Genomic DNA, 24,711 nt, shown 5'->3' with positions numbered 1-24,711 from the left:
AACAACCTCCAAGAGAACAGGATCACATCATGACCACTTTCGCTTCGATCGAGCCGCTACTTGCGCAGCAGGCCATCGAGCTGCCCTCCTGGGCGTTCGGTAATTCTGGAACCCGGTTCAAGGTCTTCGGAACCCCGGGAACCCCGCGCACCATCGAAGAGAAGATCTGTGATGCCGCCACGGTCAACCAATACACCGGCCTCGCACCCAAGATCGCCCTGCACATTCCGTGGGACAAGGTCGATGACTATGCGGCGTTGCGGGCGTTCGCCGCCGACCAAGGACTCGCCCTCGGCACCGTCAACTCCAACACCTTTCAGGACGACGCCTACAAGTTCGGCAGCCTCACTCACACCAACGCGGCGACGCGCCAGAAGGCCATCGACCATCACTTCGAGTGCATCGACATCATGCACCAGACCGGGTCGACCGACCTCAAGATCTGGCTGGCCGACGGCACCAATTACCCCGGCCAGGGCGATATTCGCGGCCGCCAGGACCGGCTCGCCGAGTCACTCGCCGCCATCTACGCCCGCCTCGGCGATGACCACCGTCTCGTGCTCGAGTACAAGTTCTTCGAGCCCGCGTTCTACCACACCGATGTACCCGACTGGGGAACCAGCTACGCGCAGGTGGTCGCGCTCGGTGAGAAGGCCAGCGTCTGCCTCGACACCGGCCACCACGCTCCCGGCACCAATATTGAATTCATCGTCGCCCAGCTGCTGCGCCTCGGCAAGCTCGGCTCCTTCGACTTCAACTCGCGGTTCTACGCCGACGACGACCTCATCGTCGGTGCGGCCGACCCGTTCCAGCTGTTCCGCATTCTCTACGAGGTCATTCGCGGCGGCGGCTACGGCCCGGAATCGACCGTGGCATTCATGCTCGATCAGTGCCACAACGTCGAGGACAAGATCCCCGGGCAAATTCGCTCGGTGCTCAACGTGCAGGAGATGACCGCCCGCGCGCTGCTCGTCGACCAGGGCGCCCTGACCCTGGCCCAGAACGCCGGCGATGCGCTCGGAGCCAACGGCATTCTGATGGATGCCTTCTACACGGACGTGCGCCCCTCGCTCGCCGCCTGGCGCGAGAGCCGGGGTCTCCCGGCCGACCCGATGACGGCATTTGCCGCATCCGGGTACCAGGCGAAGATTTCCGCCGAGCGCGTTGGCGGCAGCCAGGCCGGCTGGGGCGCTTAAGCGGATCCACGACTTCGATTCAGCGCCGTCCGTCAGCGATAGCGCATTCCTAGCCTGACTTGGTGAACGGAGCGCAGCGAGAGGTTTTGATCAGGCCGTCCGAGGACTGCACGGTTACCGGGGCCGGACCCGAGCTGTTGTTGTTGTCTATATGTCGTCGCCGGTGGCATTTAGTCGCGCCCACTAGCAGCTCGATCCGCCATCCGACGAGTACGTACCCGGCTGAATATCCGTGCCAACCCGAAATGTTCCGTCGCCAGCGAAGGTGTTGGCAGCGACGCCGTCCTCGGGCCGTGCTCGGTCGTGCCGGCGTAGGCGCCGATGGTGTTCACGAGCAGCTGCCCAGTGGATGTATTACTCGCGTCGAGCACGGAAATTGCGAAGTTTCTCGTGCCGTCGTGCGGCGCGGAACGCCGGAGAGTGTTCTTCGCTGAATTCGCTGGCGAGTTGGCTGATCGAGCTTCGAATGCACCGGTCGGCGACGTCTTTTGTGTGCAATAGGCTAATGCTGCCATGGGTTTCTCATGGAATGCACAGGTGATGTTCACCCTGTGCCCGCACACACACATCAATCTTGGGGAGATTACGACATTTATGTCGCTTGAAAACACGCCGCCGTCCACGCCACCGAATCCGTTCCAGCCTGGATCAATGCCGCCGACTCCGCCCGCGCCGACTCCGCCCGCTTCTGACCAGGCAGCTCCTGCTCAGGCAGCGCCGACACAGGCAAACCCTTACGCCGTGCCAGCCGGACAGCCCCTAGCCCAGGGGCCGAGCGCTCCGAACGCGTTCTCCACGATCGCGCCGCGCGCGTGGCGGGGAGCCATCGCATCCGCTGGAATCGGATACGGAGCGGCGTTCGTGGTCGCGCTCCTGACGGTTGCTCTGACCGGGCTTCTCACCGGCTGGGAGATGTTCTCGGCCGGCTGGCTTGTATCCGGCCCGGTGCAGTTGGTCGCGATGGCAACGTTTGGCCAGCTGAGTGCGTCGGCAGAAGTTGACTTCTTCGTCGCCTTCTCCGGCAGTATCACCGTCGGGGCGTTGCCGCTGTTAGTGCTCGCAGCTCTGCTGGCCGGAATTTATCTGTCCAGTCGTTTCGTGGGGCGCGGGGTTTGGCAGACATCCTCGGCCCTCATCCTGTCGGCCGTGTCCGGGCTTACGCTCGCCATTGGTGCAACAGTGCTGGCGGCCGTGCTGCCCGTGCAGTTCCCCGACCTGCAGTTGGACATTCCTGTCGGCTCCACCTCCGCGGCATCCATCGGTTCCTTCCTGGGTGCTCTGGTCATCGGATTCGCCGTTTCGTATGTGGCTCGTTTGCAGGCCACAGACGGATGGTCACGCCTGGTCGCCCGCGCAACCTGGCTGCCGTGGGGCACCGTGCGCATTGCGGCCCTGCACCTCGGCACGTTCATCGCTGTCATGGCGGTCGTGCTGGCCGTTCTGACTCCGCTATCTGAAGCCGACGAATTCGTCGGTGTGCTCCCCGTATTCCTGTTCACCATCGCTATCAACGCCGTCGTGATCGGTCTGCTTGGCGCCTTCTCCGCAGACCTGAGCGACCTGGAGCGTGCGCTGTCCGGCCTGGGCGGCGCGTCCGGCGAGCAGCCTCAGCAGAGCATTTCAGTGTTCACCGAGGGAGTCACCGGTTTTATCTGGCTCATCGTGCTGCTCGCCGTCATTCTGGCGGTTGTCGCCTCGCTGCTGCTCGCGGTTCGTCGCAACCGTGTGCTCCCGGCCCCCACGTCGTGGCTGGCCACGATTGCCACGTACCTGGTATTCGGCTTGATTCTCCAGCTCCTCGGCAGCGCATTGTTCACGGCGTCGATGACCGCCCCCGAGAGGGCCTCGGCCTCGGGAACGTTCGGCCCCGCTGCATGGACCTTTCTGATCTTCGCAATCTGGGGTGCTGTCATTGAGGCCCTGACGCGCTTCGTCGCACCGGTTGTCCTGGCCTATGCAACGCCAGGGACCATTGGCGCCCTGGTTAAGCTCTCGGGTCAGGAACGTCTGCTGCCCGTCGTGCCGACGACACCGCTCGTGCCCGCTGCAGCCGGTGCGTCTCTTGCCGCGGGGATGCCGTACAGCATCGATCCCGCCAGCGCCTATCCCACCCTGGCCGGCCAGCCGGGTGCGGCACCGCTCCCGTTTGCCACCACCACCACCATGTCGCCGGCCACCGCCAAGCGTGTCAAGATCGGCGCCATCATCGTCGGTGCGGCTGTGCTGCTCGTCATTGCTGGCAGTGTGGCCGGCGGCATCGTGCGTTCCTCGGTGTTCGGCCCGCAGAATGTCGCTACCGCCTACTTGGATTCATTGGAAAAGGGCAACGCTACGACGGCTCTGAAGCTGCTGGGGTCGTCAGCGGATGCCGGCGACGGCCTGCTCTCCAACGACATCTTTGGGCTGGCAACCGATCGCATCAAAGACGCCGCCATTTCGGACGTCACCATTGTCGGAGATGTCGCCGAAATCGAGGTGCACTTCAAACAGGGCGGAGTCGCCGATTCTGCCGTGCTGAAGCTCACCCGCACGAGCACCGCCTGGCTGATCGCTGATAAGTGGTCCATACTGAACGCCGAGCCGGGCCAGATCGATGTCTACCTGCCGTCCAGAATGGGCGATGTTGACCTCGAGGCGAACGGTACGTCGGTCGGGACGACAAAGGACGGCGGGCTGAACCTTCCGGCTTTCCCCGGCACCTACGAAGTGGCCATTCCTGCCACCGAGTATTTCGAAGAATCATCCGTGACCTATGTCGTGAGCGGGCTGCTCGGCGGCTCCGGTGAGTTCGAATCGAGTGACGACGTGTTCACGGCCACCCCAACCGCAGAGTACAAAGCAGCCGCCCTGGAAGCCGTCAACACGCTCATCACGACCTGCCTCGCCGCGGGCGAGGCCGCGTCCGACGACTGCCCATACCTGGGGTACATCTCTTCTTACTACTCCAACGTGGTCTACTCCCTCGTGACGGCGCCCGACCTCACGGTGGACCTGTCCTACGAGGAGGGTGGTCTGACGGTCAGCACCGACACCTACGGAGTTGTGACCATGGCGTACGACGTCAACTACGGATTTTCCTCCGAGATCCGCCATGAATCCGAGGAGAACTACCTCACGGTCAACGCTGAGGTCAACGTTGTTGACGGCGAGGTCGTGGTGACCGAGGTCTACTAACCCATCACCACAGCACTCAAGGTTCGGGTTCGGCGCAAGCCGAGCCCGAACCTTTTTTGTGTCGGGGGAGGGCATACACGACTACCCCAATAAGGGGGTATCTGAGGGTATTTCATGATATAGATTTGACAGAGGGAAATTTCCCTGGACGACTCGCGGCAATCAAGCGAGGCGAGGTTGCCGAATGCGTGCCTCTTCTGCCTATCCGTGAAGCGTTTCACTGAACTAAAACGCTCACTGCGCATCGATGGATCACGGAAGGCGTGATGATCATGACCCCCCACAGCCGTAAGAATCGCTCCCAGCGGCCGCCTGCCGTCGACAGCATGGCTGTGGTCGGAGGGAGTCTGCCGGGTGCGGAGAGCTCAGTCGCCCAGGCTGCCGTGCTGGAGAAGAACCTGCTGGAGCAGACCGTGAGCCTGCAGGACGCCATCTTCAACAGTGCCAATTTCTCCAGCATCGCAACGGATGCCCAAGGCGTGATTCAGATCTTTAACGTGGGCGCCCAGCGCATGCTGGGATACACCGCTGAAGAGGTCGTGAACCAGGTCACCCCTGCCCAAATGCACGACCCCGAAGAGATCATTCTGCGAGCAGCCCAGCTCAGCCTGGAGTTCGGCACCACAATTAAGCCCGGTTTTGAGGCTCTCGTCTTCAAGGCGAGTCGTGGCATCGAAGATATCTATGAACTCACCAAGGTGCGTAAGGATGGCAGCCGTTTTCCGGCGATCGTTTCGGTGACCGCGCTGCGTGACGTCAATGCCGCCATTATTGGCTACCTGCTGATCGGAACCGACAACACCTCGCGCAAACAGGTGGAGATCGCCCAATCCGTGCTCGACCAGCGGCTGCGCGACCAGCAGTTCTACACGCGTTCGCTGATCGAGTCGAATATCGACGCACTGATGACGACAGACACCATGGGCATCATCTCCGACGTGAACCAGCAGATGATCGAGCTGACCGGACGAACCAGAGACGAACTTATCGGCGCTCCCTGCCGTAACTTCTTCACTGATCCTGCCCGAGCCGACACTGCGATTCGGCGGGCGCTGGCAGAGAACAGGGCCACCGACTACGAGCTGACGGTGCGAGCGCTCAATGGTGATGAAACGGACGTCTCCTACAACGCGGCCACATTCTACGATCGAGATCGGGTCGTTCAGGGTGTTTTCGCCTCCGTTCGCGATGTCACGGAACGCAAACGGTTTGAGCAGGCGCTCAAGGAAACCAACATCGAGCTGGAGCACGCCAGCCGCATGAAAACTGAGTTTCTGGCCACCACGTCGCACGAACTGCGCACACCGTTGAACGCCATCATCGGCTTCTCCGAAGCGCTGAAAGACGGTCTCATGGGCGACATGAGTGAGTCCCAGCGCGACTATATCGGTGATATTTACACCAGTGGTCATCACCTACTCGCCCTCATCAACGACATCCTCGACCTGTCCAAGGTGGAGGCAGGAATGATGGACATCGAGTTGGAGGCCGTTGACGTGCGCTCGTTGCTGGAACAAAGCCTGCTGATCGTGCGCGATGGCGCCGCGGCGCACGGCATCCAGCTTCGATTTGAGGGTGCAGACGACCTCGGCGTTCCGCAGCTTGACAGGCGCAAGACGAAACAGATCGTCTACAACCTGCTCTCGAACGCGGTGAAATTCACACCCGACCAGGGTCAGGTCACCCTCATCGCCCAACGCGTACCGCGCAGCGCCGTCGGAAAGATTGACGGCTCCTGGCCCGTTCATGATTTTCCCCTGCCCAAGAGCGGTGTCATGAACTTTCTGGAGATTCGCGTCGTCGATACGGGGATGGGGATCTCGTCGGAGAACATGTCGAAACTGTTCCTGGCGTTCAGCCAGATTGACAGCACCCTGGCCAGACGGTTCGAGGGCACAGGGCTCGGCCTGGCCACGGTCAAGCAGATGGTCGGAATTCAGGGCGGCACGGTGGCCGTAGCCAGCGCCGAGGGAGAGGGCGCAAGTTTCGCCGTCTGGCTGCCGCTCGGCACGAACGATCAGATTGCGCCGGAGTGGTCGGCGCCGGGGTTGGAAAGGTCGGAAACCGGCCGGGATCCGGCCCCGGGGACCGATAGGCAGACATCCGGTACGTACCGGCCGAAACCGCATCCGTTCCAACCGGCCGCTACCGCCACACCGTCATCAACGTCCGACTTGAAAACGGATGGGGTATCGCCCGACCGGGAAGTGTACTCGACCGCGACCGGCCAGCCTACCTCCGAATCCGTGGCTGCGGCACTGAAGTCACAACCGCAGCAGGAGTCCAAGGCGCGCTCCGAGAAGCACGTTGCGCTCGTCATCGAAGACGACGCTAAAGGTGCCGAAGTGCTTCGACTGCTGCTCGAAGCTGAAGGATTTCGCGTGATCATTGCCCCGAGCGGTGAGGAAGGGCTCGCGATTGCGCCGCACCAGCACCTCAGCCTTATCACACTCGATATCCGCTTGCCGGGGATGGACGGCTGGGGGTTTCTGATTCGACTGCACGAGTTCTCTGACCTTGCCGCTGTGCCTATTGTGATCATTGCGGGGGATACAGACGTCAGCCTCGCGCTCACCCACGGTGCGGCCGCCGTGCTCGAAAAACCGATCAGTCGGGCAGCACTCCAACAATCGCTGAACGTGTTGGGGCTCAGCCCCGATGCCCTGCGCACCCGCCGGGTGTTGGTGGCCGACGACGATCCCGAGACCGTCGACGTTATCGCACGGTTCCTCACTCGACCGGAATATGCCGTGGAACGCGCCTTCACCAAGGACGAGGCCATCGAAATGGCACAACGATTGCATCCCGATCTCGTGCTGCTCAACCTCATGATGGAAGGGTTCAGCGGCTATCAGGTTGTGCTGGCGTTGCAGAGCGACGAGAGCACGGAACACATTCCAGTGCTGATAGTGACCGGCAAGCAGCTCACCGTTCAGGAACTGGCCGCAGTGGAGGGCGACCCAACCCAGCCCGTGCGGATACTTGGAACGGAGAACTTCAACCGAACGGCTTTTATGGCCGAGGTGAAGCGCGCGTTGGCCTCAGGCGACTCATTGGGTCAGTGATGATGTGGCCAGGATCCTGATCGTCGAAGACAACCCCATCAACATGAAGCTCGCCACCCTGCTCGTTCGCCGGGCGGGTCACGTGACGTTCGAGGCCGTTGATGCTGAGAGCGGCCTGCTGCTGGCGCACCGCGAAATACCGGACCTGATCCTGATGGACATCCAGTTACCGGGAATGGACGGATTCGCCGCCACCGCCGAATTGAAGAAGAATCCGGTCACCGCCGAGATCCCTGTGATCGCGCTGACCGCGATGGCTATGTCCCGAGACCAGGAGCGGGCACGCGAGGTCGGATGCGATGCCTACATCACCAAACCGCTGCAGTATCAGGAGCTCGAAGACGCAATCAACTGGCTCATGCCCCGCGTCGACGACGAACGCACCGCGGACGAGGCTGGTTCGCTCACCCGCAGTGTTCTGCAGTCGATTGAGTCGCACCGCGAGCTGGCACGGCACAACGCGACGAGAGCGGATGCTTTACTCGCGCACCAGGAGCGGGCGACACCTCGTGCTCCGGGCGCTCCCCGCATCCTCGTGGCCGAAGACAACCCGACCAACCAGAAACTCATCGTTTGGCAGCTGAACCTGCTGGGCTACGAGGCGGACATGACAGACAACGGTGCCCTGGCGTTCGCGCGGTGGGCGAGCGGAGACTATGACCTGGTGATCACCGACCTGCACATGCCGGAGATGACCGGCTACGAGCTCGCATCGGCCATTCGAGCAGCCGAGCCACCGCGAATGTGCATGCCAATTCTGGCGATGACCGCGAGCGCAGTGCGCGGCGACGCAGATCACGCCCGCATGGTCGGCATGGACGAGTACCTCATGCGCCCCCTGCACTTGGCTAAATTGCGCGCGGCCCTGCTGAAATGGTTACCGCTGGAATCCGACCGTTAGCCGAACTACTCGCCGAGGCCCGGACTGCCCAGCGTGCGCCGCAGCAGGATGATCGTTCGTTCGAGGGATTCCGCCAATGACGGGGGCAAAACACGCTCGGCAGCGATGGACCCGTTGTCGGTTGGCGAGAGGCGGTCAAAGTCGGGAATCCACTGCAGGGCCATGAAACGCACCACGCCGAGCATGGCGTGGGTAAGCAGCCCCGCTTGTCCGCGCCGAAAGGCACGGTCAGCGTCGCTCTCCGATTGCGGGATCGCAGCGCGTCCGAGGCGCAGGTAGACCAGCTCGGTCACCTCGGAGGTTACCCGGGTCATCCGGTCCATCTGTTCCTGCATGAGCTGGGGATGCAAGCCGAACACCCGGAGGCGGTCCGTGAACAGCTGCTCGTCGATGCCGTCCCGGGGGCCGATCGCGCTCATCAGGGTGAGCACATCGGGCAGTAGGTCGTCGCCGGGGGCTGCGATGAATTGTCGGGCCCGGCTCTCGTCGATGCTGGGCGGTTCAGCGCCGATAATTGCGGCTTTCTTGGTCTTGAAATAGTTGAAGAAGGTGCGCTGTGAGATGCCGCTCTGGCTGCAGATCATGTCCACGGTGACGTTGTCGAAACCGTGTTCCAGAACGAGGCTGACCGCGCTCCGCTCCACGCGCAGGCTCGTTTGGTGATGCTTGTCGTCACGAGTGTGTGAGCGTGGTGTCGAAGTGTCGGTCATGCCTCGTCCTGGTCCATTGGTGTTAACGGTCGGCGCTACTCGTAGCGCAGCGACTCAATCGGATTCTGCTTGGCCGCGCGCTGGGCCGGCAGGGTGCCCGAGAGGAACGCGATCAACATGACCAGCAGGATGACGAAAGCTACCGAAGTCGGCTCGAACAAGAGGATGTTCAGCCCGGGTAGTCCCGACAGCAGGCCTTGTGACAGCACGGCACTCAGCGCGGAGCCGAGCCCGATGGCCACGCCGGCGCCGATGGCGCTGCCGAGGAAGCCGATGACGATCGCTTCGAGGCTGAACAGCGTGTAGACCTTGCCGCCGCTCATTCCCATGGCCTTCATCAGGCCGATCTCGCGGGTGCGTTCCTGCACGCTCATCAGCAGGGTGTTGATGATGCCGAATGCAGCTGCGATCAGGGCAATCACGGCGAAGGCGTTGAGCACGCCCACGATGCCGTTGATCACGGTCTGCACGGCGCCCAGCTGGTCTTCGATGGTGTTCGCGGTGTAGCCCTCGGTGGCGAGGTCTGCCTTGAGCGCGGTCACGGCATCCGCTGACAGCGCCTTGTCGAAGTGGGCGACGGCCACGCCGTAGCTCGTGACTGCCGTCTCGATGCCGCCGGACTGCGCGTCGGCCAATTCGGCGATGAGTGCATCGTTCGCGCCGGCGCCGGCAGCGAGCAGGCTCTCCAGCGAGACGCCCACGATGGTGGCGTTCACGGTGTGCTGCTCGCCGAGAATATCGGTGATTCCGATCGAAACGGATGCCCCCACTGCGTCGTCCGCCGAGGCGAACCCGAGCGGAGTCACGAAGGTGTCGGGCAGTACGAGCTGGGCCTCGCTGGCGCTGCCATCGAGCTGCGCGCCGACGGTGAGGTCGGCCGTGGTGACGGCGGAGGTGGCGTTGATGCTGAACTCGTACTGCGTGCCGGTGCCGTATTCGATGTAGTCGGGCTGCACCGATCGAATCGGATCGACCGAGACGATGCCGGCGGTGTCGCCGATTTTGGTGAGGTCGGTGTTCGTCAGCGCCTTGGTCGTGGTGCCGGGAGGACCCTGCTGGCTGGACACCGACGCTGAACTGCCAGCTTTGTACTTTACCGGGCCGTCGCCGGCCGTGGTGGCGTCGCTGGCCTGCGTGATGATGAATACGTCGGGGGCGCCGAGGGCACCCACCTGGGCGTCGACGTACTGGCTGACGCCGGCGCCGACCGCGTTGGTGAGGGTGAGCGTGAACGCACCAACGAAGATGGCCAGAACGGTCAGGGTCGTGCGGAGTTTGCTGCGAAAGGTGTTCGAGATCGCGGTGGCGACGAGGTCTTTGGTTCTCATTCTGCGCCTCCGGCGGTGCTGAGTGCTTCCGGGGTGACGAGCGCGTGGGCCCCGGTGTGGGTCGAACCGGTGTGGGTCGATGTGGTCTGCGACACGACGAGTCCGTCGCGAATGTAAATTTGACGGTCACAACGGGCGGCGAGGTCTTCGTCGTGAGTGACGATGACCAGGGTGATGCCCTGGCTGCGATTGAGTTCGAACAGAATGTCTTCGACCACGGCTCCCGTGGCGGTGTCGAGGTTTCCGGTGGGTTCGTCGGCGAAGATCACGCGCGGCGCATTGACCAGGGCGCGACCGATCACGACGCGCTGCTTCTGACCACCCGAGAGGGTCGTGGCCTTGTTGCCGGCCTTGTCGGCCAGTTCGAGCTGTTCGAGCACTTCCATGCCGCGCTTGCGGCGCTCCTTGCCGCCCATGCCGGCAATCTTCAGCGGCAGGATGACGTTCTCGAGCACACTCACGTTGGGTGTGAGAAAGAACTGCTGAAAGACGAAGCCGAACTCCTTGTTGCGCAGCTCGTTGACCGCGCGCTTGGACAGCGACTTGGCATCTCGACCGGCGACCCGCAGTGTTCCCTCATCGGGTTCGTCGAGCAGGGCGAGCAGGTGCATGAGGGTGGACTTGCCCGACCCGCTCTTTCCGACGATCGCCAAGGTCTCGCCGGGTGCGATCTGAACGGACACCCCTTTCAGAGCGTCGAAACGGCTCGCACCCGACCCGTAGGATTTCTCCAGGCCTTGCGCATCAATTACCCACTGGCTGTCCATCGGTTTCCCTCGGTTCTGGTGGCCCACGCGGGCCACAATTGCAGTAACTGCACTCTAATTTGCAGTGGCTGCAAGTTGGCTGGGGGTAGGCCGATTCCGAGCGGATGCTCGGTGCGGCTCGGCCTACAGATCGAGGCTGTCGCCCGGTTCCAGTGGGAAGAACTCGCCCCCGCCGACTTTCGTCACGTTCTCGTATCGGGTGTTGGACAGGTCTTTTCCGGCGCGGGACAGCAACATTTCGTGGGTGGGAAAGCTGCGCTTGGGCTTGATCGCGAAAATGAAGTCCATCGCCTCGCTCATCTTCATCCAGGGCGCCGCGGCCGGCACGGCGAGCGTGCCGATCTCCACTCCCTCTGGAATTGTGAAGGCGTCGCCGGCGTAATACAGCTCGTCGTTGACGAGCACACCCACGTTGTCGATGACCGGTATCGATTCGTGGATGACCGCGTGGGTGGCGCCGAAGAAGCGCAGGGTGAACGGCGCGACTTCGATGACGTCGCCGGCCTTGACGATGGTGACCGGGGTGTCGCTGAGACTGGACGCCGCGATGGCCCGAGCGACACCGGCCGGAGCGAAAATGCTGAGGTCAGGATTCATTTCGATGATGCGGGTGAGCTGCTCCGGAGTCCAATGATCAGCGTGCTCGTGGGTTATCACCACGGCGACCGCACCGGCCGTGCCGGTGAGCGCCGTGGTGAACGAACCGGGGTCGATGTAGAGCTTTTTGCCCGAGAGTTCGATGATGAGCGCGGCATGCTCCAGCTTGGTCAGTTTCATGCTCCGAGCTAACCCCGATTCGAGTCGTGGCGCAACAGCATCCGCTTTCCTGAATGGTGTTGGCAGCAGTCGCGACGCGCCGCGCGCGCTCAGTTTGGAAGTGCGCTCAACTGTGTGGCATACTCGGTAAGTTGCAAAAACGGCCCCATCGTTTAGCGGCCTAGGACATCGCCCTCTCACGGCGGTAACGCGGGTTCGAATCCCGCTGGGGTCACAATTGCCCGGATGCCTTCTCATGTAGGTGCCGGGCGCTCGTTGTTTAAGGGAGTGCTTCAGCCTGTATAGGCTTATAGTCATGGCCACAGTCATTCTCGTGCGGCACGGCCGCACCACCGCCAACGCCACCGGAATGCTGGCCGGGCGCACCCTCGGAGTAAGCCTCGACGAGGTCGGGCGCGAGCAGGCGGCCCGCGCGGGGGAGCGGCTCGCCGCGGTGCCGCTGGTCGGCGTGGTCTCCAGCCCGCTGGAACGGTGCCAGGAGACCTCGAACCTGATCCTTCTGCACCAGGCCGGTTCACCGGTCAGCTCGATTGACGCGGACATCACCGAATGCGACTACGGAAACTGGCAGGGTCGCTCGCTCAGCGGGCTTGCGCTGGAAAAGCTGTGGGCGGTTGTGCAGACGCAGCCGTCGGCTGCCGTTTTTCCCGGGGGCGAGTCGATGGCGACCATGCAGGCCCGGTCGGTTGCCGCCATCCGACGCCAGGACGCGTTCTTTGAGACGCAGCATGGGCCGGACGCCGTGTGGGTCGCGGTCAGCCACGGTGACATCATCAAGTCGATCCTGGCCGACGCGCTCGGCATGCACCTGGACCTGTTCCAGCGCATCTCGGTCGGTCCGGCCTCGGTGTCGATCGTGCGCTACGGGCCGAGCCGACCCAATGTCATTGCCACCAATACCGACGCCGGTGACCTGTCCTGGCTGCGTACGACTGCAGGCGGGGACGACGCGCCGGTTGGCGGCGGGGCCGGTCCTGATGCGCCACAGACATTGCGCTCGTAAAATAGTCGTATGCCCACAATTGTTCACGAATTTGACTGGCCCGATCGAGTCGTCGTCGGCACCGTCGGCGTGCCCGGATCTCGCACGTTCTACCTGCAGGTGCGCACGGGAGCCCAAATCGTCAGTATCGCCCTCGAGAAACAGCAATCCGAGCTGCTCGCCGAGAAGATCGACGAGCTGCTCGAGCAGCTGACGACGCACGAGGGCAACTCGTTCAGCGTGCCAGCCAGCACGCCGATCGAACTGGTCGACAACGACCCGCTCGAGCAACCGGTCGACGAGCAGTTTCGCACCGGCACCATGACCCTGGGCTGGGACCCGAGTACCGCGCAGGTGGTGATCGAGGCGTTTCCGCTCGTGGACGACGAGGACGACCCCGACGCGGCTAGCCGAGAGGCGGCGGAAATGCTGGTCGTGCGCATTCCGGTGGGTTCCGCGCAGGCCTTCGCCATGCGTACTCGCGAGGTCGTCGGGGCCGGTCGCCCCATTTGTGCGCTCTGCGGCACTCCCATCGATGCCGCCGGGCACGTCTGCGCCCTGCCCGGCGAACGCTGACAGCCATGCAGCCCGACCTCGAGAACGCGGAGCTCGGGCTCACGGGCCGCATCCGCACAGCGTCCAATGCGACCTTCCTCGGGCGCATCGACGATGTCGTGGTTGTTTACAAGCCGATGGCCGGTGAACGGCCGCTCTGGGACTTTCCGGGCGCAATCCTTGCCCACCGTGAGGCTGCGGCGTACCTGGTCTCGGAGGCGCTCGGCTGGAATGTGGTGCCGCGTACCTGGTTGCGCGACGGCCCCGGCGGTGTTGGCATGGTGCAGCTCTGGCAGGACTCCGACCCGGACCAGGCAGCGGTCGACCTTGTCTTGACCGACGCTGTACCGGATGCCGGCTGGCGCCGGGTTTTCGACGGACGGGACGAGGAGGACCGCGCGGTCACCCTCATCCACGAAGATTCGGCGGCCCTGCGCCGCATGGCGGTCTTCGACATCGTCGTGAACAACGCCGATCGCAAGGGCGACCATATTTTGGCCATGCCAGACGGCCATCGCTTCGGCGTCGATCACGGCCTCACATTTCACGTCGACGACAAATTGCGGACGGTCTTGTGGGGATGGCTGGGTGAGGCTCTCACACGTGACGAGTTGGCCGGCGTGGAACGCGTGCGTTCGCAACTGTTGGGCCAGCTCGGCGAGACGCTCGCCGGGTTGATTACCGGGCCCGAGGTCGCGCAGCTCGCCGCACGCTGCGATCTCTTGATCGCCGAGCCCCGGTTTCCCGCCCCGCGCGGTGGCCAGTCCGCCGTGCCCTGGCCACTGTTCTAGGGGGCCGAGCGTCCGCTCGCGAATCGCAAAACGCGGCTGTCAGTGCGAATTCAGGTTGGCACGAACTTCCGACGCAGGACACGAGCGCTGGGTTAGCTGGCGCAGAGTCGCCAGAGCGAGGTGACCTCGTTCGCACGCACCGCGTGCAGCGAATCGCTCGCGTCGGTCGCGCGGGAGTGCACGGCGGGCGCGTCGAGTGCCCCGATCACCCGCAGGCCGGCCGCATCGATGACCTTGAGCAGATCGTCGCGGGAGCGCAGCCCCACCAGTTCGGCAAAATCGGAGAGCACGAGCCACACCTCGCCGCCGGGCTGCAAATGGTCACGCACACCGGCCAGAAAACCCTTGAGCATGCGCGAACCGGGGTCGTAGACCGCCGCGTCGAGCAGTGAGTGCGCGGTCGCCGGAATCCACGGTGGGTTGCACACGATGAGGTCGGCACGCCCCTCGGGAAAGAGATCGCCCAGCTGCACCTCAACGCGTTTAGAGAGCCCGAGTTGCGCCATCGTTTCGCGAGCGGATGCGACGGCTCGCGGCTCGATATCCGTCGCGATCACCCGCGGCACGCCCCGGGTCGCCAGCACTGCCGCGAGCACCCCGGTTCCGGTGCCGATGTCGAAGGCGAGGTTCGGCGCGGCGAGCGGAGCCGTCGCGACGAGGTCGACGTATTCACTACGCACTGGAAAGAACGTGCCGTAGTGGGGATAGATCGACGCGTTCAGCGCGGCAACCGGAATGCCCTTGGTGCGCCACTGGTGCGCTCCGATCGTGCCGAGCACCTCGTGCAGCGACACAACGGATGCCTCCGAGATGCTCCCATAAGCGTCGACCGTGGCCGCGATCACGTCGGGGGCGCGCCGCAACCCGATGATGTTGCCGGCCTGCATCGGAATGAGGAGCAGGCCGAGGATCCGGGCCCGATGCGAACGATTCTGCCGATACCGGTAGAACAACTCGCCGGTCGTGCGCTGGGATTTGTCGGGACGTGGCCGAGTGCGGTGCTCCAGCGCCGTCAGAATCTGGCGGGCGTTCTGAAAGTCCCCGCTCCAGAGCATGGCGACGCCCTGCGAAGCCAGCCGATACGCGGCATCCGCTGTGATGGTGTCGTCAACGGGCACGACGCTCGAGGGGGCTGGCGCGCCATTGGCAGAACGCCAGAGTGCTGAGGCCGGAATGCCTTCCTGAGCCCAGTGAACGTCTGCGGGGTCGTCGGCTAAGGGAGTCATCGAACCCGGTGCATAGTCATAGCCTTCAATTATAGATCGCTGCCGCGGCGGTGTCCCGGGGTTGTCACCGCCGGCTGGGACGCACCAGGGCCTGACTCTGAGGGCTTGTATACGTGGTGAGTCACCCGGCTGGGGCGTAGACGGGTATTCTCCCCTCGTAGTGGGTGGCTCCATCGCCGGGGTAATACCCACAAGTACGTCAGGCTGGAACTTCGGTAGTCCGACGACTCGTTGCTCTCCGAGAAACTCCACCGGGGGATGGCGTACCTTGACGAAAGCACGCACCATGACGTTTCGCTCTTCACCGACCGGCAAGCCACCAGTTGGTCGTGCCAGACACTCTGCCCGACCGCGACGGACGACGATTGCACTCCGATGGACCGGTACCGTCGGGGTGGTCGCCCTGATCGGATCGATGCTGGTTGGCGGCGTTGCTGCCGCCACCACGGTGACCGCGCGCCCCAACCTTGGTTTTGCGAACTCGTATGTCGTTCTGGGCAACTCGGCCGTCACGATCAGCGACGCGGGGAGCGTCCAGGGCACCTTCGGCTCCGACCTGGGTGTGTCCAGTCCAACCGGGGTCTACACCAATACGGGAACGCTCTCGGGCGTGGGTGCCATCAACCTGCGGAACGCAGCGGCGCAGCGCGCGCAGTCTGATCTCACCACAGCGCACACCGCCGCACTGGCCTTGATCGGGAACTACATTCTTTCGGGAGAGTTGGCTGGAAAGACCCTTCTGCCGGGGATTCACACCGCTGACAGCAATGTCACGCTGACCGGCAATGTCACTCTTGACGCGGGCGGCGACCCCGATGCCATCTTCATCATGGTGCCGCACGGCGCATTCGATACCGCAGCAAATGCCGAAGTGGTTCTGGCCAACGGTGCGCAGGCCGGAAACGTCTACTGGTTCATCGGCGCGGCCTTCACCATTGCGGCTAACGCCCAATTCAGCGGTCGGGTCATCGGCGGCACGGCCGGTACCCTCTCGGCGGGCTCCGTGCTGCACGGTCAGCTGCTCACGACGGGAACAGCGATCACCCTCAGCGCGGCGGCACGAATCATCAACGATGCCCCCTCTGGCACGGCCACCACGAATTGGCTCGATCAGACCCTCGGAGCTATGACAGACGGAGTCTCCTACTCCGACCGTCTCTCGGTCGTGTCGTCCGACAATAGATCGGTCGGCGCTGAGGACGTGGCCTGGGCAGTGACAGCGGGCCAACTACCACCCGGGATCACCCTGGATCCCGTCACCGGAACGGTGGCGGGAACGCGAACTGACTCGGCCAGCTACTCCTGGTCGATCACCGCCACGATCGTTGGCAATATTCGTATTACAAAGTCGTTTTCCACCGAGGACGTGAGCGTCCCGACCGTGATGATCACCGGCGGGGCCGTTCTCCTCACCAACGACCCGACACCGACGATCTCCGGCACAACCGATGCGCCCGACGGAAGCGCGGTATCCGTGCTGATCGACGGCGTTACCGCCACGTCGACCGTTACGAAGGGTGCATTCTCGGTGCCCGTGGCCAACCTCGGTGCCGATGGTTCCTACGCGGCCGTCGTTACCATCACCGTCACCGGCGCGACCGGAACGGCGAGCCAGACCATCACTCTCGACACGACAGCGCCGACGGTGGCCATCGCCGGTGGTTCGTCGCTGACGACCGGTGATGGCACGCCGACGATTTCGGGTACGACGGATGCTCCGGTCGGTACGTTGGTCACTGTGGTGGTTGCGGGTCAAACGTTGACCGCCACGGTTGTTTCCGGTGGTACCTGGTCGGTGACGGCCGCGGCTCTCGTCGAGGGCGGGCACACCGTGACGGTCTCCGTCACGGATGTTGCTGGCAATACCGGCACGGTGACGCAGCGTCTGACGCTGGATATGACTGCGCCGTCGCTGGTCATTTCTGGTGGTTCGTCGCTGACGACCGCGGATGGCACGCCGACGATTTCGGGTACGACGGATGCCCCGGTCGGCACGACGGTCACCGCGCTCGTTACGGGCCAGACTCTGACCGCCACGGTTGTTTCCGGTGGTACCTGGTCGGTGACGGCCGCGGCTCTCGTCGAGGGCGAGCACACCGTGACGGTCTCCGTCACGGATGTAGCCGGCAATACCGGCACGGCGACGCAGCGTCTGACGCTGGATATGACTGCGCCGTCGCTGGTCATTACCGGTGGTTCGTCGCTGACAACCGCGGATGGCACGCCGACGATTTCGGGTACGACGGATGCCCCGGTCGGCACGACGGTCACCGTGGTGGTTGCGGGCCAAACGTTGACCGCCAGGGTTATTGCGGATGGATCTTGGTCGGTGATAGCCGCGGCCCTCGTCGAGGGCGGGCACACCGTCACTGTCTCCGTCACGGATGTTGCTGGCAATACCGGCACGGTGACGCAGCGTCTGACGCTGGATATAACTGCGCCGTCGCTGGTTATTACCGGTGGTTCAATGCTGACGACTGCGGATGGCACGCCGACGATTTCGGGTACGACGGATGCCCCGGTCGGCACGACGGTCACCGTGGTGGTTGCGGGCCAAACGCTGACCGCCACGGTTGTTTCCGGTGGTACTTGGTCTGTGACGGCCGCAACGCTGGTCGGGGGCGAGCACACCGTCACTGTATCGATCACGGATCTGGCGGGTAACAGCGGTAGCGCCACCCAGGCCTTGACGCACGATGCTGAGGCACCGACCGTGGTTTTTGCTGGTGGGGCAACGCAGACGACCAGCGATCGAACTCCGACTATTTGGGGCACGACCAACGCAGCGAATGACAGCGTCGTGACGCTGGATATCAATGGCACCACGGTTTCATCGACGGTGACGGCCGGTGCCTGGTCGGTGCTTGCGGACGGCCTCGGTGCCGATGGCACCTACCCAGTCGTCGTCACCATCGCAGTCGGCGGCCGCGTCGGCACGGGGAGTCAGACGATCACTCTGGACACGACGGCGCCGACGCTGGTCATTACCGGCGGGGCAGCGCTGACGACCGCCGATAGCACCCCGACCATCTCTGGAGCGACGGATGCTCCCGTCGGCACTTCGGTCACTGTGACCGTTACTGACACTATGGCCGTTACCGGTCAAACGCTGACCTCCACCGTTGTTGCGGGTGGTACTTGGTCGGTGATAGCCGCGGCCCTCGTCGAGGGCGGGCACACCGTCACTGTCTCCGTCACGGATCTTGCAGGCAATACCGGCACGGCCATCCAGACCATCAGGGTCGACACCACCAAACCCTCGCTGGCCATCATCGCGGGTTCCACGCTGATCAACGATTCCACGCCGACCATCTCGGGCACAACGGATGCCGCCAACGGCACCGTCGTCACCGTCACCGTGGCCGATCAGACCCTGTCCGCGACCGTTTCCGACGGCGCATGGTCGGTCACGGCCGGCGCACTCAGTGACGGCAATCACCTGGTTTCCGCTGTGGTCACGGACCCGGCGGGTAACAGCCAAACGGCAACGCAGGCATACTCCGTCGACACCGTCGCACCGATCGTGTCCATTTCCGGAGGGTCCGCACTCACCAACGCCGATACGACACCGACCATTTCGGGCACGTCCAATGCACCCGTCGGCACCGCGGTATCCGTTTCAGTGGGCACCCAGACGCTCGCCGCCACGGTCATCGCGGGGGGCACGTGGTCAGTGGCCGCCGGGGCGCTCGTCGAGGGCGATCACACCATCACGGCCTCGATCACGGATGCCGCCGGTAACACGGGTGTCGCTCTTCAGGTCTACACGGTGGTCGCGGCACCCGACGTGACTGTCATCGGGGGCGCGGCAGCAGCATCCAACGATCCAGCACCGACCTTCGTCGGTACCTCGACGGCTGCGGCCGGATCGGCAGTGACCGTGACGATCGATGGCCAGGTTCTTAGAACGACCGTGACGGCTGCCGGAACCTGGTCGGTCGAATCGGCCGAAATTTCTGCCGATGGTAATTTCACCGTCGACGTGACCGTGGTGGACCGCGTAACGAACCTCCCGGCAACGTCGACCCAGGTCTTCACGATCGACACGACCGCACCCGCGGTGGCCGTGACCGTGGCCCCGGCGGGTCGCACGCGCGACACCACGCCGACACTGTCGGGAACAACGGATGCCCCGGTCGGCGCGACCGTGTCGGTCACGGTGGCCGGACAGGTGTTGAGCGCTACGGTGCAGGTCGGTGGCGTCTGGACGGTTGAGCCCGGTGCGCTCGCCGACGGAAACGTAGACGTCGTCGTCACAGCCGAGGACACGTATGGAAATGCGCGCTCGGCCAGCCATAGTTTCGTGGTGGCCACGACGCCACCACAGAACACAACGCTCGAACAAACCGTTGAGGAGGGTGCACTGCAGTCACTCGCTGTCACTGGTGCCGATTTCGATCCGGGGGAGTCCGTTCAAGTGTGGATTCATTCCACACCCGTGCTGCTGTCAACCGTCACAGCTGATGCCAACGGCAACATCGTGACCAGCGTCATCGTTCCCGAGGCGACAGCGGCCGGTCTGCACCACATCGTGATGATCGGCGTGACTTCTTCGACCGCACAGCTGGCGTCGGAGACCATTACCGTCATCAACTCGGGCACCAAGAATGCCAGCGTTGCAGCGGTCGCCCCGGTGATGACCGAACTCGCCCGCTCGGGATTTGAAGCGCCAGGGATCGGCGGCGCGGCATTCCTGCTGCTGCTGGCCGGTGTTCTCCTGCTGATCCTGCGACGGGACATTCGCAAAAACTCACCACCGCATCAATCCGTAAGAACGCCGGAATAACCGGAAATCTTCGACCGCGCGCGCGCCCGCCCGCCACACTGTTAGAATTTTGCAAGCGAAGGGGAGTATCCCTCTGGGCCCGATCGGGTTCTATGTCGCGATCGTCAATACGGGCCGCGCTGTCGGGGCCCCGGTCGCGGTGGTATCGATTGGTTCCGGTTGGGTCCTATTGGTGCGGGAGAGACTTTCGGGTTCCGTAACACCCGACTCCCGTTATTTCTTGAAAGGCCCCCGTGGAACTCGCTCTCCCTCTCTGGTTCGAGGCTGGATCACTGGTCGTTCTGACCCTGATTCTCGTCGCCGACCTGCTCATCGTCTACAAACGCCCGCACGTGCCGAGCATGCGCGAGGCTGGCCTGTGGGTGGCGTTCTATGTGACCCTGGCGCTGATCTTCGCACTGCTCATGCTGCTGCTCGGTGACGCCGAGCATGCCGGGCAGTTTCTCGCCGGCTGGCTCACCGAGTACAGCCTGTCGATCGACAACCTCTTCGTCTTCGTGATCATCATGGCGCGGTTCTCGGTACCGCGAAAATACCAGCAAGAAGTGCTGATGGTGGGCATCATCATCGCCCTCGTGCTGCGCGGAATCTTCATTCTCGCCGGCGCCCAGCTGATCGAAAGCTACGCCTGGATCTTCTACATCTTCGGGGCGTTCCTCTTCTACACCGCCGTCAAGCAGGCGTTCTCCAACGAGGAAGAAACCGAGGACAAAGAGAACGCGGTCATCCGGCTGCTGCGTCATCGAATCCGTATCTCGTCAGAATTCGACGGTTCCAAGGTGCGAACCCGAATCGATGGCAAAAAGGTCTTCACCCCGATGCTGATCGTGTTCATCGCGATCGGCACCACCGACCTCATCTTCGCCCTTGACTCGATTCCGGCGATCTTTGGCATCACCCAGAGCCCCTTCATCGTGTTCACGGCCAACATCTTCGCTCTCATGGGCCTGCGCCAGTTGTACTTCCTGCTCGGCGGACTGCTCGAACGGCTCGAATACCTCAAGTACGGCATCGCGGTCATCCTTGCTTTCATCGGCGTCAAGCTCGTGCTGCACGCAATGCACACCAACGAAGTAATCTTCATCAACGGCGGCGAAAACATCGAGTGGGCCCCGGAGATCGACACCTGGACGTCGCTCGGCGTGATCATCGGTAGCATGGCCGTGGCCACCATCGCGAGCCTGATCAAGGCGCGTCACGATGCCAAGAAGCGTGGTCACACGCTGGCCGAGGAGATTTCGGCGACCGGCAAGGAATGACCAATAGAGGCCGGGCACCGGCGAACGGAGGGTTCTTATGACTCTGAACCAGCAGAGCACGATTGAACTCTCCACCGCCACCGCCCGCCTCTTTTTCAGCGCACGCACCGACGTCGGCAGCGTGCGCACGGTGAATGAAGACAGCCTTCTGGCACAGTCACCGGTCTTTCTGGTCGCCGATGGTATGGGCGGACACGCGCAGGGTGAGGTCGCCAGCCAGACCGTGTTGCGGGTGTTCGACGAGCACATCGCGCGCGATCTGCCGTCAACTCCGGAGCGCATACTCGACGCCATCCACTCCTCGAACGACGCCGTGCGCGATCTCAGCGCAGCCGACGACTACGGCACCGCAGTGTCGGGCACGACCCTTGCCGGCATCGCTTTCGTCGACGCCGGCGATGACGTCGGCTATCACTGGATGGCTTTCAACGTCGGCGATTCCCGCGTCTACACCTGGACCGACGGGGTTCTGAGCCAGCTGTCAGTCGACCATTCCGCGGTGCAGGAAATGCTGGACGCCGGACTGATCTCCACCGAGGACGCTGAGAAGCATCCAGAGCGCAACGTCATCACCCGCGCGATCGGCGCTGACGAATTCGTCGATGCCGACGTTTGGCTGCTGCCGGCCCTGGGGGAGCAGTCCTTTCTGATCTGCTCCGACGGGCTGACCAAGGAACTCGACGACGCGGCGATCGCGCGGGTCCTGGCCATGGACATCCGCTTGGATGGGCACGGGCGCAGCGTCGCCGACATTCTCGTCGCTGAGGCCATCGAGCATGGCGGGCGTGACAACGTGAGCGTCGTCTACGTGGAGTCGGCGTTCGACTGACCGCTGGCGAGGCCGACGGCTGGACGAGGTGTTACCCTGAATCCGTGGTGAGCCGACTTCTTCTGTGCCGCGACGAGTCCCTGTCCTGAGGCCTCCCTCGTCGCGGAGTTCGGCGTGGCTGCCATCGATTCGTGAGGAAGACGCTCAAAATGACCAACGTAATACCCACTTCGGAACAACATTCCAGCACCGGCCTGCGCACGCTGGCTGAAAAGGTCTGGGACAAGCACCTCGTCAGCAAGGGCGAGAACGGCACGCCAGACCTCATTTACATCGACCTGCACCTGCTGCACGAGGTCACCAGCCCCCAGGCCTTCGACGGTCTACGCCTGGCCAATCGACCGCTGCGCCGTCCTGATCTGACCATCGCGACCGAAGACCACAACACGCCGACGCTGGCCATCGACAAGCCCATTGTCGACCTGACCAGCCGCACCCAGATCGAGACCCTGCGTCGCAACTGCGCCGAATACGGTGTGCGCCTGCACTCGCTCGGTGACATCGAGCAGGGCATCGTGCACGTCGTCGGCCCGCAGCTCGGCCTGACCCAGCCCGGCATCACCGTGGTCTGCGGTGACTCGCACACCTCCACCCACGGCGCCTTCGGCGCCATGGCGCTCGGCATCGGCACGAGCGAGGTCGAGCACGTCATGGCCACCCAGACACTGCCGCTGAACCCGTTCAAGACCATGGCCATCACGGTCAACGGCGCCCTGCGCACCGGGGTCACCGCGAAGGACATCATCCTCGCCGTGATCGCCAAAATCGGCACCGGCGGGGGAGCCGGCTACGTGCTCGAATATCGTGGTGAGGCCATTCGCGCCCTGTCCATGGAGGGGCGCATGACCATCTGCAACATGTCGATCGAGGCCGGCGCCCGCGCCGGCATGGTGGCCCCCGACCAGGTCACCTACGACTACCTCGAAGGGCGTGCCCACGCGCCCCGTGGCGCCGACTGGGATGCTGCCGTCGCCTACTGGCAGACCCTGGCCACCGATGAGGGCGCCAGCTTCGACGCCGAGGTCATCATCGACGCCAACGAGCTCGAACCGTTCGTCACCTGGGGCACCAACCCCGGCCAGGGCGTGTCCCTGAGCGGATCCGTTCCGAACCCCGCCGACATCATCGACGCCAACGAGCGCTCGGCCGCCGAGCGGGCCCTGGAATATATGGACCTCGCGGCCGGCACTCCGATGAAGGACATTCGGGTCGACACCGTTTTTCTCGGTTCCTGCACGAACAGCCGGGTCGAAGACCTGCGCGCCGCCGCCGAGATCATCAAGGGCAAGACCAAGGCCGAGGGACTGCGCATGATGGTCGTCCCTGGCTCCGCCCGGGTGCGCATCGAGGCCGAAGCCGAGGGGCTCGACAAGATCTTCCTCGATTTCGGCGCCGAATGGCGGTTCGCCGGCTGTTCGATGTGCCTCGGAATGAATCCCGACCAGCTCGAACCCGGAGAGCGCTGCGCCTCGACCAGCAACCGAAACTTTGAGGGACGACAGGGCAAGGGCGGGCGTACCCACTTGGTGTCCCCGCTCGTCGCAGCCGCCACGGCCATTCGCGGCACGCTCTCGAGCCCGTGGGACCTCGTTCAGGATGGAGACTAAGTAGCATGCAGAAATTCACCACCGTCACCGGCATCGCGGTGCCGCTTCGCCGTTCCAACGTCGACACCGACCAGATCATCCCGGCCGTGCACCTCAAGCGCGTCACGCGCACCGGCTTTGAAGACGCGCTCTTCGCGGCCTGGCGCCTCGACCCCGACTTCGTCATCAATAAGAAGGAATACCAGGGCGGTCGCGTGCTCATCGCCGGAGCCGACTTCGGCATCGGCTCTTCACGCGAACACGCCGTCTGGGCCCTGCGCGACTACGGCTTCGACGTCGTGCTCAGCCCCCGATTCGGCGACATCTTTCGCGGCAACTCCGGCAAGCAGGGCCTGCTCGCCGGCCAGATCAGCGAAGCGGATGCAGAAACCCTGTGGAACCTGATCGAGAGCGACCCGGGCGTTGAGTTGACCGTGGATCTGGTGAGTAAAACAGTGCGTGTCGGGGATCTGACCGTGAATTTCGAAATCGACGATTACACTAGATGGCGGCTGCTCGAAGGTCTCGATGACATCGGCCTGACCCTGCGTGACGAAGCGCGGATCAATGAATTCGAAGCGACGCGAGAGCCGTGGTTGCCCCGAACCCTTCCCGCGCTGTCGCCGGAATCAATCTCCAAGTAACACGAAGACAGGTATTTTGTGAGCACTCTCAGCGAAGCCCGACGTGATCAAGAGGCGAAGAATTTGAATGACGCCAGGCAGCACGACGACGCGAACGAACGCGGGAGTGCCCAGAACCACGGGGCAGCTGTTGGC

General features: G+C 63.6%; 17 protein-coding genes and 1 tRNA gene. 13 read left to right on the top strand and 5 right to left on the bottom strand.

Features of this window, described 5'->3' with window-relative positions; genetic code table 11:
* Positions 1 to 29 precede the first annotated feature (29 nt).
* From rhaI to E3T29_RS05295, 4 genes are all read left to right on the top strand, one after another.
* Entirely contained in the window at positions 30 to 1,196 is a 1,167-nt protein-coding gene (gene rhaI / locus E3T29_RS05310; RefSeq protein WP_134344543.1) for an L-rhamnose isomerase, read from the top strand.
* Between the two features lie 741 nt (positions 1,197 to 1,937).
* A complete protein-coding gene (locus tag E3T29_RS05305) occupies positions 1,938 to 4,370 on the top strand; it encodes a hypothetical protein (RefSeq protein WP_134344542.1) in 2,433 nt (810 codons plus the stop codon).
* 272 nt (positions 4,371 to 4,642) lie between these two features.
* Positions 4,643 to 7,435 (top strand): response regulator, encoded by a 2,793-nt coding sequence (locus E3T29_RS05300; RefSeq protein ID WP_134344541.1) that lies wholly within the window; start codon positions 4,643 to 4,645, stop codon positions 7,433 to 7,435.
* Between the two features lie 4 nt (positions 7,436 to 7,439).
* Positions 7,440 to 8,336, top strand: a complete 897-nt coding sequence (locus E3T29_RS05295; protein ID WP_134344540.1) for a response regulator — start codon at positions 7,440 to 7,442, stop codon at positions 8,334 to 8,336.
* 5 nt (positions 8,337 to 8,341) lie between these two features.
* Here the strand turns inward: E3T29_RS05295 and E3T29_RS05290 are convergent, their stop codons facing one another.
* The 4 genes from E3T29_RS05290 to E3T29_RS05275 form a co-directional block, all read right to left on the bottom strand.
* Positions 8,342 to 9,046 (bottom strand): TetR family transcriptional regulator, encoded by a 705-nt coding sequence (locus E3T29_RS05290; protein WP_134344539.1) that lies wholly within the window; start codon positions 9,044 to 9,046, stop codon positions 8,342 to 8,344.
* A 35-nt stretch (positions 9,047 to 9,081) separates the two neighbouring features.
* Entirely contained in the window at positions 9,082 to 10,374 is a 1,293-nt protein-coding gene (locus E3T29_RS05285) for an ABC transporter permease (RefSeq protein ID WP_134344538.1), read from the bottom strand.
* Positions 10,371 to 11,141, bottom strand: coding sequence for an ABC transporter ATP-binding protein (locus E3T29_RS05280; protein ID WP_134344537.1), 771 nt, complete (start codon positions 11,139 to 11,141; stop codon positions 10,371 to 10,373). Before E3T29_RS05280 ends, E3T29_RS05285 begins: the two co-directional genes overlap by 4 nt.
* A 123-nt stretch (positions 11,142 to 11,264) precedes the next feature.
* Positions 11,265 to 11,918, bottom strand: a complete 654-nt coding sequence (locus E3T29_RS05275) for an MBL fold metallo-hydrolase (RefSeq protein ID WP_134344535.1) — start codon at positions 11,916 to 11,918, stop codon at positions 11,265 to 11,267.
* 141 nt (positions 11,919 to 12,059) lie between these two features.
* Between E3T29_RS05275 and E3T29_RS05270 the strand changes: the two genes are divergently transcribed.
* From E3T29_RS05270 to E3T29_RS05255, 4 genes are all read left to right on the top strand, one after another.
* Positions 12,060 to 12,132, top strand: a tRNA-Glu gene (locus E3T29_RS05270).
* A gap of 81 nt (positions 12,133 to 12,213) precedes the next feature.
* Positions 12,214 to 12,921, top strand: a complete 708-nt coding sequence (locus E3T29_RS05265; protein WP_134344534.1) for a histidine phosphatase family protein — start codon at positions 12,214 to 12,216, stop codon at positions 12,919 to 12,921.
* A gap of 9 nt (positions 12,922 to 12,930) precedes the next feature.
* Positions 12,931 to 13,476 carry a DUF3090 domain-containing protein gene (locus E3T29_RS05260; RefSeq protein ID WP_092341241.1) on the top strand — a complete coding sequence of 182 codons (546 nt, stop codon included), beginning with the start codon at positions 12,931 to 12,933 and terminating at the stop codon, positions 13,474 to 13,476.
* Between the two features lie 5 nt (positions 13,477 to 13,481).
* Positions 13,482 to 14,246, top strand: a complete 765-nt coding sequence (locus tag E3T29_RS05255) for an SCO1664 family protein (RefSeq protein ID WP_134344532.1) — start codon at positions 13,482 to 13,484, stop codon at positions 14,244 to 14,246.
* Between the two features lie 92 nt (positions 14,247 to 14,338).
* Here E3T29_RS05255 and E3T29_RS05250 read toward each other — a convergent pair whose 3' ends face one another.
* Positions 14,339 to 15,472, bottom strand: a complete 1,134-nt coding sequence (locus E3T29_RS05250) for a class I SAM-dependent methyltransferase (protein ID WP_134344530.1) — start codon at positions 15,470 to 15,472, stop codon at positions 14,339 to 14,341.
* 394 nt (positions 15,473 to 15,866) lie between these two features.
* On the opposite strand from E3T29_RS05250, the gene E3T29_RS05245 reads away from it, so the two are divergent.
* The 5 genes from E3T29_RS05245 to leuD all read left to right on the top strand — a co-directional run bounded on the left by E3T29_RS05245 (position 15,867) and on the right by leuD (position 24,576).
* Positions 15,867 to 20,258, top strand: a complete 4,392-nt coding sequence (locus E3T29_RS05245; protein WP_166792327.1) for an Ig-like domain-containing protein — start codon at positions 15,867 to 15,869, stop codon at positions 20,256 to 20,258.
* Positions 20,259 to 20,491: 233 nt separating this feature from the next.
* A complete protein-coding gene (locus E3T29_RS05240) occupies positions 20,492 to 21,517 on the top strand; it encodes a TerC family protein (RefSeq protein ID WP_134344527.1) in 1,026 nt (341 codons plus the stop codon).
* 37 nt (positions 21,518 to 21,554) lie between these two features.
* On the top strand, positions 21,555 to 22,346 hold the full coding sequence (locus E3T29_RS05235) for a PP2C family serine/threonine-protein phosphatase (RefSeq protein ID WP_092341236.1): 792 nt from the start codon (positions 21,555 to 21,557) through the stop codon (positions 22,344 to 22,346).
* A 149-nt stretch (positions 22,347 to 22,495) separates the two neighbouring features.
* Entirely contained in the window at positions 22,496 to 23,953 is a 1,458-nt protein-coding gene (gene leuC, locus E3T29_RS05230) for a 3-isopropylmalate dehydratase large subunit (protein WP_134344525.1), read from the top strand.
* A 5-nt stretch (positions 23,954 to 23,958) separates the two neighbouring features.
* Complete coding sequence (gene leuD / locus E3T29_RS05225) at positions 23,959 to 24,576, top strand: 3-isopropylmalate dehydratase small subunit (protein WP_134344523.1); 618 nt, start codon at positions 23,959 to 23,961, stop codon at positions 24,574 to 24,576.
* Positions 24,577 to 24,711 lie beyond the last annotated feature (135 nt).

It is taken from the genome of Cryobacterium sp. TMT1-66-1 (assembly GCF_004403435.1).
GTDB classification, from domain to species: domain Bacteria; phylum Actinomycetota; class Actinomycetes; order Actinomycetales; family Microbacteriaceae; genus Cryobacterium; species Cryobacterium flavum.
This window is presented reverse-complemented; position numbering and strand designations above follow the sequence as displayed.